This window comes from Pedobacter sp. BS3 (genome assembly GCF_008274585.1).
In the GTDB taxonomy this organism is placed as follows: Bacteria; Bacteroidota; Bacteroidia; order Sphingobacteriales; family Sphingobacteriaceae; genus Hufsiella_A.
On sequence record NZ_VTRT01000008.1, the window covers coordinates 144,824 to 163,184 of the forward strand.

General features: G+C 40.7%; 14 protein-coding genes. 1 reads left to right on the forward strand and 13 read right to left on the reverse strand.

Annotation, left to right across the window (positions count from 1 at the left end; all coding sequences use genetic code 11):
- Positions 1 to 36 precede the first annotated feature (36 nt).
- Positions 37 to 165 carry a type II toxin-antitoxin system YafQ family toxin gene (locus FW774_RS20795; protein WP_317132770.1) on the reverse strand — a complete coding sequence of 43 codons (129 nt, stop codon included), beginning with the start codon at positions 163 to 165 and terminating at the stop codon, positions 37 to 39.
- Positions 166 to 310: 145 nt separating this feature from the next.
- Positions 311 to 469, reverse strand: coding sequence for a hypothetical protein (locus FW774_RS20480; RefSeq protein WP_187774953.1), 159 nt, complete (start codon positions 467 to 469; stop codon positions 311 to 313).
- A 174-nt stretch (positions 470 to 643) separates the two neighbouring features.
- Between FW774_RS20480 and ruvB the strand changes: the two genes are divergently transcribed.
- Positions 644 to 1,666 carry a Holliday junction branch migration DNA helicase RuvB gene (gene ruvB, locus FW774_RS18365; protein WP_149349674.1) on the forward strand — a complete coding sequence of 341 codons (1,023 nt, stop codon included), beginning with the start codon at positions 644 to 646 and terminating at the stop codon, positions 1,664 to 1,666.
- A 230-nt stretch (positions 1,667 to 1,896) separates the two neighbouring features.
- On the opposite strand, the gene rpmA is transcribed toward ruvB, so the two are convergent.
- From rpmA to FW774_RS18420, 11 genes are all read right to left on the reverse strand, one after another.
- Entirely contained in the window at positions 1,897 to 2,316 is a 420-nt protein-coding gene (gene rpmA, locus FW774_RS18370) for a 50S ribosomal protein L27 (RefSeq protein WP_149349675.1), read from the reverse strand.
- A 44-nt stretch (positions 2,317 to 2,360) separates the two neighbouring features.
- Positions 2,361 to 2,672, reverse strand: coding sequence for a 50S ribosomal protein L21 (gene rplU, locus FW774_RS18375; protein ID WP_149349676.1), 312 nt, complete (start codon positions 2,670 to 2,672; stop codon positions 2,361 to 2,363).
- Between the two features lie 174 nt (positions 2,673 to 2,846).
- Entirely contained in the window at positions 2,847 to 5,306 is a 2,460-nt protein-coding gene (locus tag FW774_RS18380; RefSeq protein ID WP_187774954.1) for a family 20 glycosylhydrolase, read from the reverse strand.
- 58 nt (positions 5,307 to 5,364) lie between these two features.
- Entirely contained in the window at positions 5,365 to 6,486 is a 1,122-nt protein-coding gene (locus FW774_RS18385; RefSeq protein ID WP_187774955.1) for a DUF5009 domain-containing protein, read from the reverse strand.
- An 82-nt stretch (positions 6,487 to 6,568) separates the two neighbouring features.
- The gene (locus tag FW774_RS18390; protein WP_149349679.1) at positions 6,569 to 8,053 is read right to left on the reverse strand and encodes a T9SS type A sorting domain-containing protein; all 1,485 of its coding nucleotides are present in this window, start codon (positions 8,051 to 8,053) and stop codon (positions 6,569 to 6,571) included.
- Between the two features lie 29 nt (positions 8,054 to 8,082).
- The gene (locus FW774_RS18395; RefSeq protein WP_149349680.1) at positions 8,083 to 9,033 is read right to left on the reverse strand and encodes a hypothetical protein; all 951 of its coding nucleotides are present in this window, start codon (positions 9,031 to 9,033) and stop codon (positions 8,083 to 8,085) included.
- A gap of 200 nt (positions 9,034 to 9,233) precedes the next feature.
- A complete protein-coding gene (locus tag FW774_RS18400; protein ID WP_149349681.1) occupies positions 9,234 to 10,583 on the reverse strand; it encodes a glycosyl hydrolase family 18 protein in 1,350 nt (449 codons plus the stop codon).
- Between the two features lie 28 nt (positions 10,584 to 10,611).
- Entirely contained in the window at positions 10,612 to 11,604 is a 993-nt protein-coding gene (locus FW774_RS18405; RefSeq protein ID WP_149349682.1) for a glycosyl hydrolase family 18 protein, read from the reverse strand.
- A 13-nt stretch (positions 11,605 to 11,617) separates the two neighbouring features.
- On the reverse strand, positions 11,618 to 13,213 hold the full coding sequence (locus FW774_RS18410) for a SusD/RagB family nutrient-binding outer membrane lipoprotein (protein ID WP_149349683.1): 1,596 nt from the start codon (positions 13,211 to 13,213) through the stop codon (positions 11,618 to 11,620).
- A 29-nt stretch (positions 13,214 to 13,242) separates the two neighbouring features.
- On the reverse strand, positions 13,243 to 16,698 hold the full coding sequence (locus tag FW774_RS18415) for a SusC/RagA family TonB-linked outer membrane protein (RefSeq protein WP_187774956.1): 3,456 nt from the start codon (positions 16,696 to 16,698) through the stop codon (positions 13,243 to 13,245).
- Between the two features lie 398 nt (positions 16,699 to 17,096).
- Complete coding sequence (locus FW774_RS18420; protein ID WP_149349685.1) at positions 17,097 to 18,350, reverse strand: FecR family protein; 1,254 nt, start codon at positions 18,348 to 18,350, stop codon at positions 17,097 to 17,099.
- Between the last annotated feature and the right edge of the window lie 11 nt (positions 18,351 to 18,361).

Below are 18,361 nucleotides of genomic sequence, written 5' to 3' on the forward strand. Positions count from 1 at the left end.
AGGTGCGATAATAGTGTCTGTCATAGGAAAAAACTATTAAAATAAATCACTGTGTGTTCCGGTTCGCGTTAATGTTATGAGTTTTATGGTTTCGTCTTGCTTCCAAATTAAAAGCCAATCGGGTTTTATATGGCACTCCCAATAACCATCCCAATTTCCAGACAAGATATGTGGTCTATATTTTTTCGGAAGCTTACCCTCTCTACCAATAGCGTAACTACATCGTCTAAAAGAGAAACTTTCAATCCACGTTTTTTAGCTAATTTTAAATCCTTTTAAACCTGCTGCTTTCTTCTAATTTATACATAAATTAGCTATAAAGCTGTTTTCTAAAATCTTCAAGTGTGGTTTTTGTTGTTTTCCCACTTTCAACTTCTTTAATAGCTTTTATAGTTTGCTTATTAGGCTTTTTTAACGATTGGGCATTCGGCTTATCTGAGCTTTTTTCTGAAATCTCAACATAAGGCAAGTTAGACAGATAGTCTATAAGCGCCTTTACTTCTTTCTTTGATTGAGTTTAAGTGTAAGTTCCATAACGCTATTTCTATAGTACAAAAGTACAAAAAACCATTAAAATCCTGAAAGTCCATAAAATCAAGTCTCCCTTTAAAGGATTTAGGGGCCAATCTGCTATATTTGGTCTATGAACGAAAACCTTGATCCTTCCTCCGAAAACCTTGGTCCGGCGGAACGTGAGATTGAAAAAGTATTGCGGCCACAGGCGTTTGAAGATTTTACCGGTCAGGCTAAAATACTGGAGAACCTGCGCATCTTTGTTCAGGCGGCCAGACTGCGTGGTGAGGCGCTGGATCATGTGTTGCTGCATGGCCCTCCCGGATTAGGAAAAACCACCCTTTCTCATATTATTGCCAACGAAATGGGTGTAGGCATAAAAATCACTTCCGGGCCGGTGCTGGATAAGCCTGGCGATCTGGCCGGTTTGCTGACCAACCTGGAATCCGGCGATATCCTGTTTATTGATGAGATACACCGGCTTAGTCCGCTGGTAGAAGAATATTTATACTCGGCGATGGAAGATTTCAAGATTGATATTATGCTTGAAACCGGCCCTAACGCCCGTTCGGTGCAAATATCGCTGAACCCATTTACATTGGTAGGTGCTACCACCCGATCCGGTTTACTTACTGCGCCCCTGCGGGCTCGTTTTGGTATTAATTCGCGACTGGAATATTATGATGCCAAGCTGCTTACGACCATTGTGCTGCGGTCGGCATCCATATTAAAAACACCAATAACGGATGAAGGCGCTTACGAAATTGCCCGCCGCAGCCGGGGAACACCACGTATTGCCAACGCATTATTACGTCGTACCCGCGATTTTGCACAGATAAAAGGCAACGGAAATATTGATACCGCCATTGCACAATATGCTCTTAACGCGTTAAATGTTGATGAGCATGGCCTGGATGAAATGGACAATAAGATACTGATTACCATTATTGACAAGTTTAAAGGCGGCCCTGTAGGTTTAAAAACCATTGCTACGGCAGTGGGTGAAGATGAAGGAACTATTGAGGAAGTGTACGAGCCATTCCTGATACAGGAAGGCTACCTGATGCGTACCTCACGTGGGCGTGAATGTACCGAAATTGCTTACAGGCACCTGGGAAGATTAAAAACCGGGGGTAATCAAACGCTTTTTTAAGTTCTTAATGATACGAGCTAAAAAGCTCGCATCCAATGCTGAGGAATTCAAAGCCTCTGATTGCGCTCGTTTTACAATAACGAGTGCCTCATTATCCGGCGTTTGTAACGCCGCAGGCTTCATAGATAACAACGCATACATCGTTTTGAACGCTGCCTGCGTTAATAAATAATAAAAAAAGAGCCGCATATCCAGATATACGGCTCTTTTAATGTATTTAAACCGAGGAGTTATTCTGCGCTTTCAGCGACAGCTTCTGTTTCTTCAGTTGCTTCTTTCTTTGCAGCAGCCTTTTTAGCCGGAGCTTTTTTAGGAGCAGCCTCTTCTACTTTCTCAGCCTTAGGTTCTGTAGCTTTTTTAGGAGCAGCTTTTACCGGAGCTTCAACAGCAACAGGCTGTGCGGGTATAACAGATACGTATGATTTGTTATTCGCTTTTTTCTTGAAAATAACAGTACCATCTGCCAGGGCGAACAAGGTATGATCTTTACCTATACCCACGTTCTTATCAGGATGATGTTGTGTACCACGCTGACGAACAATGATGTTACCTGCAATAGCGGTTTGTCCGCCGAAAATTTTGATACCTAAACGTTTGCTATGCGATTCGCGACCGTTCTTGGAACTACCGGCCCCTTTCTTATGTGCCATGGATTTATTTTTTAGGGCTGAATCTCAGCCAGTGCAACCTTAAATTATAACGAAATACCAGTAATTTCTATTTTAGTAAATTGCTGACGGTGACCGTTTTTCTTTTTATAACCTTTTCTGCGTTTCTTTTTGAAAACGATTACTTTATCACCTTTTAAATGCGACACGATCTTAGCCGAAACTTTAGCGCCTTTCAATGCATCTGCACCTACTTTAACATCACTTCCGTTTGCAGCTAACAATACACTGTCAAATTCAATACTAGCGCCTTCATCTCCCTGTAACCTGTGTACAAAGATCTGCTGGTCTTTGGCAACCTTAAATTGCTGTCCGGCTATATCTACTATTGCGTACATGTTTGTTAATTAATTATTTTTTAATTTTTAAATGAGGCGCAAATATAGGGTTTATAGTTTAAAAGAACAAATCTTCTCTTTTAGAGTATTTCAATCAGAGCATCAGTCCCGGCACAAACCTTGCGCTCCAGATCGTAAAAATTCACTACTGAGCGATTTACATACGATTCTGCTTTATTCGCCCATATCAATTGATCTTCCTCCCCGCCCATTCTGGTTAAATATCCTGAAAGTTAAGCGTTGACCAGCAGGTAAAGGATGGCTATACTTCGGGCTGTACAATGTTGGTTCTGTGCCGTCTGTTGTATACCTGATTGCTAAATTTGGATACTGCGAATTTGCATATACTTTTCCGTTCTCTATTTTTATGCCGGGCGTTGGTATCCTGTAATTAAACCCACTAAGAAAATAATCTAACCGGTTAAGCTCGGTCTGTCCTACGGCATTTACAAATGAGTTATATGCCGCATCATACATCTGTTTCGATTTTGCGGAACCTGGTTCGGTTGCCCAGCCTGGATTTTTTGCCCAGGCCCGTTCTATTACTCCAAAAAGCTTTGGAAAAAGAAGGTACTCAAACGTATTTTCAGAGAAAATTATCTCGCTCCACAATGGGGCTTGTATTCCAACTATGTTTTCTTTCCCTTTCTCTGTTAGCTGAACTTTATTGTCACCGTAACCTGCCCTTAAAGGCTTTCCTTCTGCATCCTCTATTGGGCTTTTATAATAGTTATATGGTATAAAAGCAAATGGCTTATCTACATCAACATAACCGCCCCAATATTGACCGGGTTCGAAATAGCTTTTGTTATAAGACAGATCTAAATACATGTTGGTTACGTTTGTAAGCACCACTTTATAACCTGCATTGGCTAACCTATAAGCTAAATCTTCATTGCCTGAAAGATTGTTCCATACATCGGCGTGGAAATTTTCTGTTGAAAAAAGTGGGTTCAAAACCATTTTCCCTTTTACCTTTTGTAATCCTATTTCTTCCCAACCTGATAAGTAAAGGCCCCTTTGCTTCAACATTTTATTAATTTTATAAAAATAATAACTCCAAAGGCCTTCTGGCTTTTTAACTGTACCTGATTGTATTAAAGCGGCAACGGCCGGCGATTTTTCCCATACGCCTACAGGTACTTCGTCACCTCCGAAATGTATAGTGCTCAATTCTGCACCTGCGTCTTTGTACATGGAAATAAGTTCATCACTTACTTTTTGCAGAAATGTATAGGCTGATGGCATTGCCACATTAATTACATTATCGTTAAACCCCTGTATTGAACGGTACCGGGATTGATCGTTTAAATCGCAAAGCAGGTAGCGTTCTGCTTCCTGCCTGTTGTTTAGCCTGATGAATTTTTGATACCGGGAATCCATTGATTTAATGGCAGCACGGGCATGGCCAGGTGTTTCTATTTCCGGGATAATTTTTACATGCCTTGATTTGGCAAATTTTAATAACGCTACAAAATCACGCCTTTTTAGATATCCGCTACCGGTTTTATTATTTCTATAAGGGCCCGACCCATACGAGGGAACAATTTGATTAAACTCTGTCACTGTATGTCCCCGATGCCCTCCAACTTCCGTTAGCTCGGGTAGACCTGGGATTTCCAGCCGCCAACCTTCGTCATCACTGAAATGCAGGTGAAGCACATTAAGCTTATATAAAGCAATCACCTCAATTACTTTTTTAATTTGTTCGGCCGACTGGAAATTTCTTGCAATATCCATCATAAAGGCCCGGTGTTTAAACCGGGGTTCGTCATTAATCTGAAAAGATTTAATGGTTATTTTACTCCTGTCGCCTGCCCAAACACGGTTTGGCAACAGGAGCTTTAATGACTGCAAAGCATAAAAGACTCCGGCATTCGTTGTGGCATTAATTTGAATTTTATCCGGATTTACTTTTAACTGGTAAGCTTCGTCTTTGAGATTTTTGATATAATTTATTACAATGATATTAGTTTTTAACGAACCATTGATAGTGGGAGTAAAACCTGCCAGAGTATTAAAATCTTTTACAAAACCGGTTACTTCTGCTATGAACTTGGGGGGAGTTATAATATTCAGTTTTGGCGACACAACAAATTCCCCCTTTTGGCGCTCGTAAAAATAAGGTGTTGGTAATATTGGAGAAAAGCTACCGGCTTTCAGTAACGTGGTTTTAGCATTTTTCTCGTACACTAACTTAGCTAACTCCAATTCACTGGCCTTAACATTTTCAATTGTATGGGTTTCAAACTTTATCGGATAAGCTGTCGTATCGTTATCAAGGACCAGGTAAAACCCCTTGGGATAATCTGTAAAGTTTTTAATTGTCCTGGTAAGGATGTCAATTTTAAAAGTCTCACCTGTTTTTAATGTCCTGAAACCTGGCTTTGGAGAGAGTTTAAAGAAATCGCCATTAATGTGCGTTATTGTTACCGGTGCTGTTGTTGAATCTAAAACTCTGGGATTAGAGAAGTTGAAATAAATTGTCCACCCTGAGGATCTTAATTCGGTGTTGCCCGGGTTTTTTAACGTTAAAGATGATAAAGTTTCCCCGGTATTTTGGTAAGATACCGCTGTTACCTGAAATGAAATTTCCAGGTTAGGGTTTTGTCGCGGTTTTACAAGGGTTGCCATTACCAAAACTGTAATTAGCAAAATTAAATTCTTCATTTATAACTGTTAATTACCGATTTTAAATTCTGAGCCGTATGTTTTTCTTTTCGAGCAAGCATGTAACAGTTACTATTAATAATGCATAAAGCAGTGATTTTAGCAACCCTATTTCCGCGGAGCGCCAAAATACAGGTAAACGAAAAGTCACAAAACCTAACAGAGAGTAATGGATGTATGGCAATAAATAACACGTTAAGGTGCTGGTGCCCGCTGGCTTAACCAGCTTATACCAGTTTATCTTTTTCTTTACATCGGTAAGGAAAACAAAAAAAGCAAAACAAATAATACTTAACGCGGCACAAATGGTTGCCCACGATGGGGTTGCCCTGATTTTTGATATACCCCAGACAGAGCGTGTTGCAATGCCAAAGCTCAACAGTATTATGGCCATTATTAAAAGACTAAACCAGAACCGATTTTTAATGCCCATGGTTCTGTATAGAATAGCAGTAATTGCACCTACGGTGGTAAGTGTTGGTAATGCACCGTCCTGTATAACCCAAACTCTATTTTTTACAACATCCAGAAAGCTAAGCCAGTTAAAATAAGGTGCTGCATTCAGGAAAATAAAAAGTGCTAAAATTATTATCTGGGCAGCCAGTTTACCTTTAGTAAGTAAAAAACATAGGCTGGAGATGAGATAACACCAGCCTATTAATCCTAAAATACCCCACCAATAAGTTTGCATGGCTCCTAAGCCGTTCCCCGTTTCGGTACGATATAATAATGCCAGGGTAAACAGTAAGGTTATGCCTGTTAATTTCAACGCGATAGCTCGTTTTGACGTGGGATACCGGTAATCTAACCAAATCAGGAACAATGCACTTATTAATAACAGCATCCAGACTGGTTTGGGCAAAATTGTATCGCCGCCGTAAACCTCCGCGTTCACCAGGAACAGGCCCATTGTAAGCAATGCCAGCGTTCTCCATAAAATATGAGTTACGATGCCGACATTATTTTCTCCTTTTTTTCTTCGCCCATCAATAGCGTATGGAATAGAAAGACCTACTATGAACAAAAATGCAGGAAAAATAAAATCGGCCAGACCCATATCATCCACGTGTGCAGATGCATGGCCCAGCCAGCCGGGAATATCAACCAGGGTCCATAGGTCATTCACAAAAATCATCAGAAGCATAATTATTGCTCTGAATGCATCAATAGAAACTAATCTGCTTGTTTTAGGCATATTCAAAACCGGGTTTGCTTTTTTTGAGGTATTATTTTAGAAATTTCACACTTTGTCTTTGGTTACCTGTAATGAGTGTGGCTACATAAACTCCTTTGCTTATTCCGTTTACGGGAAGCTCAATATCGTTATATCCCTCCTTTAACTCAAAATTACCCTGGCTAAGTTTCCTTCCGTTCATATCTGTAATTGTAACGGTTGAGTTTTTTACAACGGCAGTGTAAATACTCATTTTTATTATGCCGGAAGACGAACCCAGCACGGTGATTTCTGTGGGGTTATCCAATGTTTTAACGACAACTGTTTTAGAATACTGATGAATAGTACCGTCTAAATCAATTTGGCGTAATTGATAATAACTCGTACCTGCTAAAGGGTTTTTATCTATATACTGATAGTTTTGGGGAGTATTCGTGGTGTTATTCCCAGCCACTTTATCAATCACTTTAAAATCTGTTGGGTTAGCTGATCTCAAAACCTCGAAATAAGAATTATCTTTTTCAGAAGCTGTTGCCCAGTTTAGCTGTACCTTATTTTTGAGCGTAACCGCGTCAAAAGACAGCAATTTTACAGGCAATGTACTGGCAGGAACATACGCCATTTCAATTTTCCCTACCGACAGTTGAAGGTCTGAGGAGCTGTTTGCTGTAAATATGCCCACACTATTGATTGAAGTATTGGTTGTATTCTCGGTACTTGCCGGGAAATTATATTGTGGCACTCCTGCGCTTATTTGATACGATTTTTGATTATTATTAACCCATAAATGATAAGCGCCTGGCAGTACTGTGTAAGTAACTGAGTTTCTCACATAATCTGCAGGTGATGGGGAATTATTACAGTAAAATTCGAACGTATTATCTATATCCTTAGTTAAGGGTGTCCCTGTTTGCGAGTTAAAACTACCATCATACGCTACCTCTATAAATCGGGGCGTAACATCAGATCCTGAACCATCAGGACCTGTCCTACCCCTTCTGTAAGCCCAGGCAGGAGAGTCTCCCCCATAAATGTCAAAGCTCAAACCTCCAAAAATACTTTGGCCATTATCATAATAAGTGCTAAAAAGAGTTGGATCATTATAAATGTTGGTTTCATCGGCTGCATCATCCGAGGTATTGCCGAACACAAAAAATACGTTGCCCGTATTTGTACCGGCATTTAATTTTAAGGTAACTATAATGCTGGTAACTGCCGATGTGGTGGTGTTTTTGTAAAGAGAAAACTTGCTATAATCTGCAGTAGTACTTGCTTTTGCTATCATTTTTGTAGCTGTACCGGTACCCGAAAAGGTAAATTGCGAATTACTGTTTGCCGGCAACATTACTTTAGCCAAGCCAGAAGGTGGCACCGGTAAAAACGCAGATGAGGCGGTTGATCCGCTGGAATAACCCGGGGTTCCCGCAGATGCAGAAAAATCATAGCTATATATTGTTGAAGCCTGGTTTACCCAAACTCCCTGGGCAGACACAAAGCTGCTCAGGGCGCATAACGCTGGTAATAGTAATTTTTTCATAATCTTATATTTTTAAATGATTTAGTAAACTATTTGATAGATTGTACAGAGATATTGCCGAGTAAAAACTCCAATGCATTGGGTCTGGGGGTGATGCTGCCAGAGGTATTAAACGAGATACTGTTTATGGCAGAGCCTAAAGCTGTTTCTTTGCTCGACGGAAAATTATATTCGCCCAGACCCACATTAATTTTGATGTGCTTTCCATTTACCCACCATTGATACGTTTGCGGCGCAACCTCAAAGCTTACCCCATCTCTGGTATAGGTTTGCGCCTTATCAGAATTATTGCAATAAATTTCTATGGCATGGGCTTTACCTTTATTAAATGGGGTTGGTTCTTTAATTTCAATAAACCTGGGTGCCTCGGTATCTTTTGTGCCCATTCGTGGTTGTCTGTAACTGTAAGCTATAAATTCACCTTCAAACACCTCCAGCTTTATTGCTCCAAATAAATCTTTAGTATCCCACCATTCAGACATTTGTATGCCATTATTAAATGTATTTGTATTGTCCGGTGCGTCTGTAGCTGTGTTACCAAATGGTATCATGATTTCTCCGCTGGTTGCATAACTGTTCACTGTCAGGGTAAAACTAAAAGCGGTAACAGCGGATGTAGGGAGCCTATACAAAGCGAACTTGCTTATTTTTGCCACTGATGTTTCAGTAGGCTTTCCTGAAGATGCGACCATTTTAAGGTTAACCGCACTTCCTTTGCCCTGCAAAGCAAAGGATGCGCCGGTGTTTGCATCTATAGAAAGTTTAGCTGCGCCCTTTTCAGGAGCCGGCAAAATGCCTTGTTCTTCGCCGTTTATTGATACAGACTGTACCATTTGGGCGCTACCGGAGAATTTTGCTTTACCGGCTTTGCCTGATAAATTATACTTGATTGTTACTTCTGCTCCATTCCATTTTCCCTGAGCATTTACCGCCGAATGAAAAATGAAAAACGCTATAAGTGTAATTGCTATTTTTTTCATCTGTTTATATTTTTATTTTTTATAAGATAATGCAGTCCCCTACCATTAACGCATTATTTTTTGCGTTGAAAACCCAGGCCCAAGCCTGGGTTTTAGTTATTATCCCTTATTGCTATGTGTAGTTGCTAAGGCTTATACGTATATAAACAAACCCGAACTGAATTGCACCACAAGAAAAAGGATCGCCGGGTTCATATCTGCTATTTAAGTTTATTTGAAACTACATTTAGTAAAGAACTTGTTCCTGCAACATCATAATCTTCAGCCCACAGGTATGCGCCTTTAAATCCATTCGTCTTTATGTAATCGGCTTTCTGAGTTACCAATGGCAAACCGTTATAATAAGCCCCCTGAGCAATTTTATCGGTATGCTCATTCTGTGGCGCACTTGCATCGGCCGCAACAATATCTTTATACATCATATAGCCGTAAGATCCCCAGCTCAGATTGTTTCCATTCGCATCAATCGCATCGTATCTTAAGCCGAATGCAGGTATACCAATAACAAGTTTATCTTTAGGATAGCCTTTTGTATTTACCCAAATGTTGGCAGCATCAATCATAAACTGAAGGCTGGACGGCTGACCTCTTGGCGCACCGGGTCCAACGGTTAAACCATCTTCAAAAGCATGTACGTTTATCCAGTCTGCCGCCATAAGGCTCAGATACTCCCAGTGCAGATAATTTACAGTTACTGTTGCGGTTACAATAGCACCGGCAGGCAATGCTGCTTTCAGTTCGTTTAGAAATGGAGCTACCGATCTGGTCATCTCTGCAGAAACATCATAAGAATCATTACCCAGATCGGTCATCATGATATCAACACCGTCTAACTTCCTGTTTGCTACATACGTTTTAATATTCTCTATCAGTGTCGCCCTTTTGTCGGCAGTGTTTATTGAAAGGCCGAAATCGGTACTATTGTATAATGACCAGCCATCAATACCCGACAGCCTGCCTGTTATTCCCAGTAAAACGGGAACCCCGTTAATATGACCACGAGCTACAATTTCATCAATATTTTGATTCGTGTTACCCTTGGAATAATCAATTGCAGTTGATGATATTACCCTTGCCCCGTTAAAAGCTACGTGAGTTACTTTTGACCAGTCAATATCTGTTGCCTTACCATTTTCTGACAGGTATGCCATTATTACATGGGTATAATCTTTCGGTGTATAGGTATCAGGGCTTACCAGTATGTTGGAAATCCTGGTAGAGGTTTGCCCGTTATAGGTTGCTTCTACACGAAGCTCATACTCGCCACCTGCTGTTGGTGTAAAAGTATAAGCTGTATCGGTTGACACTTGCTGTCCATCAACTTTCCAGACAATCTTTGTTTTCTCAAATGGTTTTGGCGAGAAAGTTAACCCATTATAAACTGCCGACTGACCTTGATTAATTACCCTAGTGCGTGCAATAAAAACACCGTTATTATCAAAAATACGGGGATGAAAATTATCATCTATCTGCATTTCTTCTCCGTTCTTACATCCGTTGAACGCGAATAGCGAAACGATGGTAAGTATTAAGCAGGCTAATTTTTTCATGATTATATTATTTTATCAATAAATAACTTTATTTTTTATTCTGGTTAATAACCGACAACAGGGATTTTGCATCATTGGTATCGGCAAAAATGTGCCATATCATTACGCCCCCGGCATTTTTATCGGTAACAAAATCTACCTTCTTTTTAATAGTCGGCATACCGTTATAGTAAATGATGCCTTTATTGGGCACGTTAACCGTATCCAGGTTTTCTGAGCCCGGATATTGTGTAATGATTTCTTTATAAGTATAGCTTTCCTGGATATCGGGGCCGAAACCATAACCATAAAAAGGCAAGCCTAAAACCAGTTTAGCTACGGGTATTGCCCGTTTTATGCTCCAGTAGTTAAAATCGGCTACTGCGCTTTCGTAGGTTGAATGCGGACCTGGCTTATCTTTGGCCCATGGCCCGGTATGATCATAGGCCATAATATTAATAAAATCAAAAAGCGCCAAGGTTTTGTCAGAAACTGCATCTCCCTGCCAGGTTGCCTGTGCCGAAGTAAGCAGCTTTTTTTGCGGGGCCAATCTTTGCGACAGGGCAGCAATAAGGGGCTCGTAATTGGCATCAATAAAATCACCTTCCAGATCGACATCAATTCCATCAAAATTATTAGTCTGTGCAAAGGCTACCATATTGTTAACCAGGCTTTGTACTTTATCAGGCTTTATTAAATCTTTTAAGTAAGCAGAAGCATTTCCGCCACCTATTGAATAAAGTACCTTGATTTTTTTCGTATGAGCTTTTTCAACTACGGCCGCTACTCCTTGTGGCACAGAAAACATCCCATTCACATCGGGATTAATAAAGGCAATGTTAAGGTGGGTTATTCTTCTAAAATCAAACCCTGCCGATACTGAATCCAGATTGCCCTGATTAAACATATAGCCAACTATCTTAAACGTTTCGGATGATGGGCCGGCAGTATATTTTCCTACCCCATTCATTGCCTTACTACAACTGGTAAAACAGATAAATACAGCGCACAAGAAAGCTATCAATATTTTCACTTGTTTCATGATCCTGTATAAGTTATTTATCCCACCAAACTCGCCCGTTCCAACTATCCACGCCTCCAAGCGCCGCTAAGGCTTCGTTAAAATTGGCTTTATTCTGTTCTTCTTCAGAGTAAGGATATTCAAACCTTCTGGGAATGGTTAAACTCTGACCAGTCTCGGAGATACCAGTCGCGGGAGCCAGCGCAGGGAAACCGGATCGCCTCCAGTTGGCATAAGATTCCGGCCCGTTAAGTAATAAGGCCACCCATAATTGGTTGTTAATGTATTCTATTTCCCGGCCTGCCACCAAACCATTACCCTGAATAAATGTATCGATTTCTGATTGTGGAATGTCAGGCCCATCGGGGAACAGGCTTAGTTGCCTGCATGCGGCTTCCAATCCTTTTGCATAATGCTCATTAGCGGTAGCTCCAAACGTAGCGCCGAATCTTATTGTGGCTTCGGCCAGTAAAAACTCCACTTCTGCATAAGTGAGGTGTAAATATGGCGCATTGAATCTTAATAAGAAATTGGCCAGTTGGCATTTTTGATCGTTATTTGTGGCTGCTATTGTTCCCTTACCGGGCACGTTTATACTTATCTCGGGAAGGAAATCATCCCATATATAAGCTCCGGGCCTTACACCGACATAACCCGTCAGCGGAACCAGCTGATCTGTAATATCTGTACGGTTTTTAGGGGTACTGCTGCTGGCGTCTATATAATAACGGACAATATACTTGAGCCGGGGATCATTGGTATTTCTTAATTGATCTAAAAAAACTGTTGTAAAACGCCCGGGAACAGCACCACCATTAAAAAACGATGCTGATACGGCATTGCCCCTGACATTACCCTTTCCTACTTCTTCGTACGGATTTTGTATGTCTTCATGCTTTAACATACAAATGTCGTCGTTAGAGGTAAAAACCCCGGCATTGTATGCGGCCTGCGCTTCTGATTTTGCCTTGGCCGCGTCAACTTTAACTAAACGCATGGCTAAGCGCAAATGCAGCGAATTTGCAAATTTCTTCCACAGGGCAATATCTCCGTTGTAGAACAAGTCGCCTTTAACGGCATCTTTGCCAGGATCTAATTGCGCCGAAGCTTCGGTTAATTCCTTAAAAAAGTCATCGTAGATTTCTGATTGTTTATCAAATTTGGCTTTAATACCTAAACCGGCCTGAAAATAGGGTATATCACCATAAAGATCTGTTATCCTGGCAAATGAGTACACTTTCATAATACGGCACACGGCATTTAGGTTAGTTTTATCGGCTACTCCCGTTGTCCTTTTAACAGCATCAATAATATTTACCAAATCTTTGGGATACGTTTCTTCCCACAGTACCCCCATTACATTGGGGCTGTTAAAGTAAATTCCTCCCCAACGGTTACTGTACGATCCGGCAATTTGTTGCACCAATGGCATGGTCATCATGAAACTGGTTCTTTCATTACTGTTTAAATCCCCCGAATATCTCAATTGAACTGTTGTAAGCTGAACAGAAGGATCCATATTAGCGGATTTCGTTGGATCGATATTGGTATCGCCAAACTTTTTGCAAGAGACACACATCAATACAAAGCATAAAGCTATCGATGTGAATTGATTTATATTCTTTTTCATTGCTTTTTCATTATTAATGCCCGTCCCAATTAAAACTTAAAATTCAAGTTGAAGCCGTAGCTACGTCTTCCGGGTAATGAGCCATATTCAATTCCCTGACCATTTCCGTTATTGTAATTAGAGTCCGGATCTACATTAGGAACATTTTTATAGATGATAAATGGGTTTCTGGCAACCAGGCCCACCTGTACATCTTTTAGTTTCCATTTTCGGGTCAGCGAAACAGGTAAATTATAACTTAGGGTCAATTGTCGCATTTTTACATACGAAGCATCATAGATATACGGTACAGCTACTGCGTTTGAAATATCCCCTAAGGTGGTCCAATAATTAGATGGTTCTACCGCAGTGGTATTTTGTACATAAACAGGATTTCCATCTGTATCAACACCTGTCTGAACAACTCCTTTTGGAACCAGTCCTCTTACCTTGCCCTGGTCTCTCCATTGTTGAATGGTTAAACCCGCGGCTTGCCTTTCTTCTTCCGATTGAATCCATTCTGCCCTACCCTCTAACGTAGTGAGCAATGAACCGTTTGCCGCGGCAAAATAATTGGTCAGTGATAATAAATCAGCTCCGTACTTTACATCTATTATGGCAGATAAGCTAAAGTTCTTATATCGCACATTACTGGTCAACCCGCCGGTCCAATCGTAAATACCTTTACCTAAAACCTCACGGTTAGCGCTTAATAAAGGTTGAAGGGTAACCGGATCAAGGATTATATCGCCTTGTGAGGTTCTTTGATAATTATAGCCCAATATTGAACCGTATGCCTGCCCGGGCATTGCTACAATAGAAACACCTGCCCACCTCGCGTCAGACAGGCTGATAAAAGGTGTTCCTTCAGCAAGTGATTCAACTTTATTTATATTTCTTGCAAACACTATGTTCAGGTCCCAGCTAAAGTTCTTTCCTTTAAGAGCATTTCCATTTACAGCTACTTCTATACCTTTGTTGGTAATAGTGCCCGCATTAACAATTTGAGAGCTGTAACCTGAAGAAGGAGAACTGGGCACAATGTTCAGCTGATCTTTTGATTTTGAGTTGTAGTAGGTAACATCAAGCCCTAACCTGTTTTTAAAGAACTTCAGTTCAGTACCAAACTCATAATTAAAGGTTGTTGTCGGCTTTAAATTATCGCTATATCTCACCTCTGTAGAAAGTCCCCCTGTAGGCATGCCATTAAAAGATAAGGCGTTGCTCCGGTAGTATTGAGAGGTTAGATAGGGATCTGTATCTGAAGCAACCTGAGCTACCGAAGCTCTTAATTTTCCGAACGACAAAATCTCTGTACCCATTTTAAAAGCATCAGAAAAGATAAAACTGCTGCTTAACGATGGGAATAATTTACTATTGTTATTAACCGGCAAGGTTGAAAAAGCATCCTGTCTAAGCGTTGCGTCAATATACAGATACCCTTTATATCCTGCAGAAAGCAGTCCATAGGCCGAATTAAAGCTTCTTTTACTCCCAATTGGAGATACGGACTGGGTTGTATAGCTTGTGGGAATAATCACATCTGTGATTGCCTGATCTGTAAATTGATTAACCGTACCAGCCCTGTTATTTCTGGTTATACTAACGCCTAACCGGGCAGACAGGTACAATGACGGGGTAACCTGACGCTGCATTGAAACTAACGCGTCCGCTTCTATAGTGTTGTATTTTACATTGTTCTGATTTAAAGTACCTGTTAAAGCACCAGGCGTTGTTCTGGGGCTAAAGGACTCAAAATCAACATTGGTTTGATCTGACGCCGCCCTCGCCTGAAAACTTAACCAGCTTAGGATATTATAATTGAACTGCGCTGAAGCCAGCAACCTGTTCTTTCTGGTATTGTTCCACATCTCGTTAATTACCCAATAAGGATTTAAACGATACTGGTTACCATTGTTCCAATCCAGGTAACTTCCGTCCGCATTTTTATATTCATGGGCAAAACGGGCCTGATCTACTGTATTAGCCAGGGATAAAAACGCGTTTCCGATATTCGCCGGGTCATCTGCCAATGAAGGTCGATTGTTTACATCTTCCGTCATATAAAAGGCTCTGGCAGTCAGGGTGACCTTTGAGCCAAACTTTGAACTTCCACTAAACGTAAACGAGTTTCTGTTAAGGCCACTTTTAGGAATGATATCGTTATTAGTGAGGTTTGAATATGAAAAACGAAAATCATTGTTATCTATGGCATTAGAAAACGACAGCGTGTTTACAAATGTAGAACCTGTTCTGAAAAAGCCATCTATATTATTCCTGACATAGGCGTAAGGAACTCTTGCACCGGTACCTGTAATCACGGTCAGGTTAGGATCGATACGAGCGCCGAAACTCCTTGTTAATGTATTATAGTCCTGAACCTGCAGTGTGTTGACTAACTCGTTTGTTCCTTGTCCATACAAGGATTGATACCCGTCATAGCTGGTTAGTTGCGACTCGATGGATGTAGTACTGTTAAACTCTATGCCTAAACCTTTTTTGCCCCCGCCTTTTTTTGTGGTAATTAAAATCACCCCGTTACCTGCTCTGGAGCCATATAAAGCCGAAGCCGAGGCTCCTTTTAACACGCTTATTTTATCGATATCATCCGGGTTAATCGCAGAAATAGCGTCTCCTAAATCTACTCCCGAAGCGTATTGGCCAGATCCTGTTCCTCCGTAATTGGAATTGTCAATAGGTATACCGTCAACAACGTATAACGGCTGGTTATTTCCGGTTAATGTTGTGTTTCCTCGCAGAGTAACCTTAGAAGCAGCCGTAGGCCCACCGGCTGTACCGCTAATTATCAACCCGGGCACCGTACCGGCAAGTGAGTTAATTACATTGGTTTCCCTGGCTTTATTAAATGTTTCTCCATCAACTTCTGATACCGCATAACCTAAAGCCCGCTCTTTCCGCTGTATGCCTAAAGCTGTTACCACTACTTGTGATAATTTGATTTCTTCCGGCTTCAGATTAACGATTACCGTTGTTTTAGTATCATCAGCAATTATTGAATAATCTGCAAAACCAATGATCCTAAACCTGATAATATCGCCTTTATCTGCCTGAATGGTGAAGCGTCCTTCCTCATCAGTTGATACCGATTTGCTTTTGTTAATATTGGTAACCGTAACCCCTGGCAAAGCAACGTTCTTTTCATCGGTTACCTTACCTGTAAGGTCTATTGTTTTAATTTGTACTGAAGACAACGCGTCCTCTTTAATTACTATAGATTTTTCATTAATACTGTAAGTTAGGGAAGCGCCAGAAATACAGTACTGTATTACCTCTTCTACAGGCGTATTGATAAAATCAGCTTTGATGGTCTTTTTATCATTCAGCGTTTCGGGCAAATAAAAAACATCGTATCCTGTTTGTCTTTTAATTGTTTTAAACACCTGTTTGATGCTTACCTGACTCTGGCTCATGGTAATTCGTTGCCCATAGCTTACGGCACTTACTTGTACTATAGTTGCACACAATAAAATGGCGACGAGTTTCATTCTTAATATCCAGTTAGTTTTATTCACCCGGCGCAACCCCTTGCTGATCTTTAGCGGAAGGTGAATTTTTGATATGTGGCACTTAAGCCAGCATACACTTTGCATGTAAAAATTGTACATTTTCATCAATTTGTAATTGTCGTCTTTAGCGATGATGAAGAAATCGCCAATATTGTTTCAACCAACAATATTGTCTAAGTTTGACAATCTGTTTAAGTTCAAAAATGGTTATACTACTTTTTTGTCGGGACAGAAAATTGACCGGTGGTGGTTCCAAGCACCCCGGTTTTTCATCATATCCGGTTAGGGTCCTCTTTGTTTTCTTCTCATATCTGGTTAGTTTTAATTGGGATTATCTTATATATTGATTTTCGCTTGTCTTCGTGTTTACATGAAATCTATTTCAGAATAACTTTTCCATTTTCTATACTGAAGTGCAGCGCACCCGCGAGTTCCATAGTTTTCAGCACTGTCGAAATATTCCTGTATTTGGAAATAGTTCCTGCCAATGGTCTCTCCCTTAAATGTTCATTTTTATACACTACTTCTACGTCATACCATCTGGCCACTTCCTGCATCGCTTCGTCCAGGGTTTTTCCTGAAAATTGGAAATAACCATTTTTCCAGGCAATAGCATCTTCTGCGTCAACATCTGCTACTTTAATATTTCCTCCGGTAAAAACAGCCTCCTGGTTGGGTCTTATTATGCGTGAATAACCTGTTTGTAGTGCCAATATCCTCACACTGCCCTCAAGTAATGTGGTTTTGATTGCTTGTTTGTCTCCATAGGCATTAATGTTAAAGTGCGTACCCAATACTTCTACCTGTTGGCCTTTAGTAATTACTATAAAGGGTAATCTGCCCTCACCCCGGCTCTTTCCTTTGGAGAGAGCGTTTGCAGCGCCGGATTTCTGGGAATTAAGGAGAACTTTAGCTACTTCAAAATAACCTTCGCCTGTTAACGTTACCCGACGCTCATTGCCGGTAAATGTAGTTGGGTAGATTAATGATGAAGCCGCATTGAGCCACACTTTGGTTCCATCAGGCAAAACAACCTGGTATTGCCCGCCACGGGGAGTTTCAATGGTGTTAAAGGCAACCTCTCCTCCTGCCTTCTCCTCCAAAGGAATCCTTTCGGATAAAGGAACGGGGGCTTCTCTATTGGCTGTATAAACCAGTTGTCCATCGGCCGCCTTGGAGATTTTCACACCGGTTTGTTCGGCAAGCTGACCGTTAGCGGCATCGGTTAACGATATCTTTTTACCATTGCTTAATGTTAAAATAGCCTTATTGCCACCTGGCTTAATTTGAAGCCGGGTATATTTTTCTGTATTATCCTGCCGGGTTATATAATATACAACCCCAATTAACGATACTACCAATATAGCAGCAGCTACACGGGCCCAGTTGGGGAGCACCCTTATTACTTTTGTTTGTGCTTTGGTATTTAAAGCAATCCTGTCTTCTATCAATTGATATAGTTCGTTTTGAAGCCGGCTTTTTTCAGTGCTGTCTAATTTAGATGTGTAGCTATCCTTTTGGTCAAAGGCATTATAATACGCATTCAGGAATCTTTTTTCCTCCTCCGTTGCATTTCCCGCCTGAAATTTATCAAGTATTTCGAAAAATTGCTCTTTTTTTAGCTGTTGCATGTATATCTTTT

What these genes read in the sequence shown, in the direction of transcription:
- FW774_RS18390 (WP_149349679.1), bottom strand. Translation starts at nt 8,053, where the DNA reads ATGAAAAAATTACTATTACCAGCGTTATGCGCCCTGAGCAGCTTTGTG.
- FW774_RS18385 (WP_187774955.1), bottom strand. Translation starts at nt 6,486, where the DNA reads ATGCTTCTGATGATTTTTGTGAATGACCTATGGACCCTGGTTGATATT.
- FW774_RS18400 (WP_149349681.1), bottom strand. Translation starts at nt 10,583, where the DNA reads ATGAAAAAATTAGCCTGCTTAATACTTACCATCGTTTCGCTATTCGCG.
- FW774_RS18420 (WP_149349685.1), bottom strand. Translation starts at nt 18,350, where the DNA reads ATGCAACAGCTAAAAAAAGAGCAATTTTTCGAAATACTTGATAAATTT.
- rplU (WP_149349676.1), bottom strand. Translation starts at nt 2,672, where the DNA reads ATGTACGCAATAGTAGATATAGCCGGACAGCAATTTAAGGTTGCCAAA.
- rpmA (WP_149349675.1), bottom strand. Translation starts at nt 2,316, where the DNA reads ATGGCACATAAGAAAGGGGCCGGTAGTTCCAAGAACGGTCGCGAATCG.
- FW774_RS18380 (WP_187774954.1), bottom strand. Translation starts at nt 5,306, where the DNA reads ATGGCAACCCTTGTAAAACCGCGACAAAACCCTAACCTGGAAATTTCA.
- ruvB (WP_149349674.1), top strand. Translation starts at nt 644, where the DNA reads ATGAACGAAAACCTTGATCCTTCCTCCGAAAACCTTGGTCCGGCGGAA.
- FW774_RS18410 (WP_149349683.1), bottom strand. Translation starts at nt 13,213, where the DNA reads ATGAAAAAGAATATAAATCAATTCACATCGATAGCTTTATGCTTTGTA.
- FW774_RS18395 (WP_149349680.1), bottom strand. Translation starts at nt 9,033, where the DNA reads ATGAAAAAAATAGCAATTACACTTATAGCGTTTTTCATTTTTCATTCG.
- FW774_RS18405 (WP_149349682.1), bottom strand. Translation starts at nt 11,604, where the DNA reads ATGAAACAAGTGAAAATATTGATAGCTTTCTTGTGCGCTGTATTTATC.
- FW774_RS18415 (WP_187774956.1), bottom strand. Translation starts at nt 16,698, where the DNA reads ATGAAACTCGTCGCCATTTTATTGTGTGCAACTATAGTACAAGTAAGT.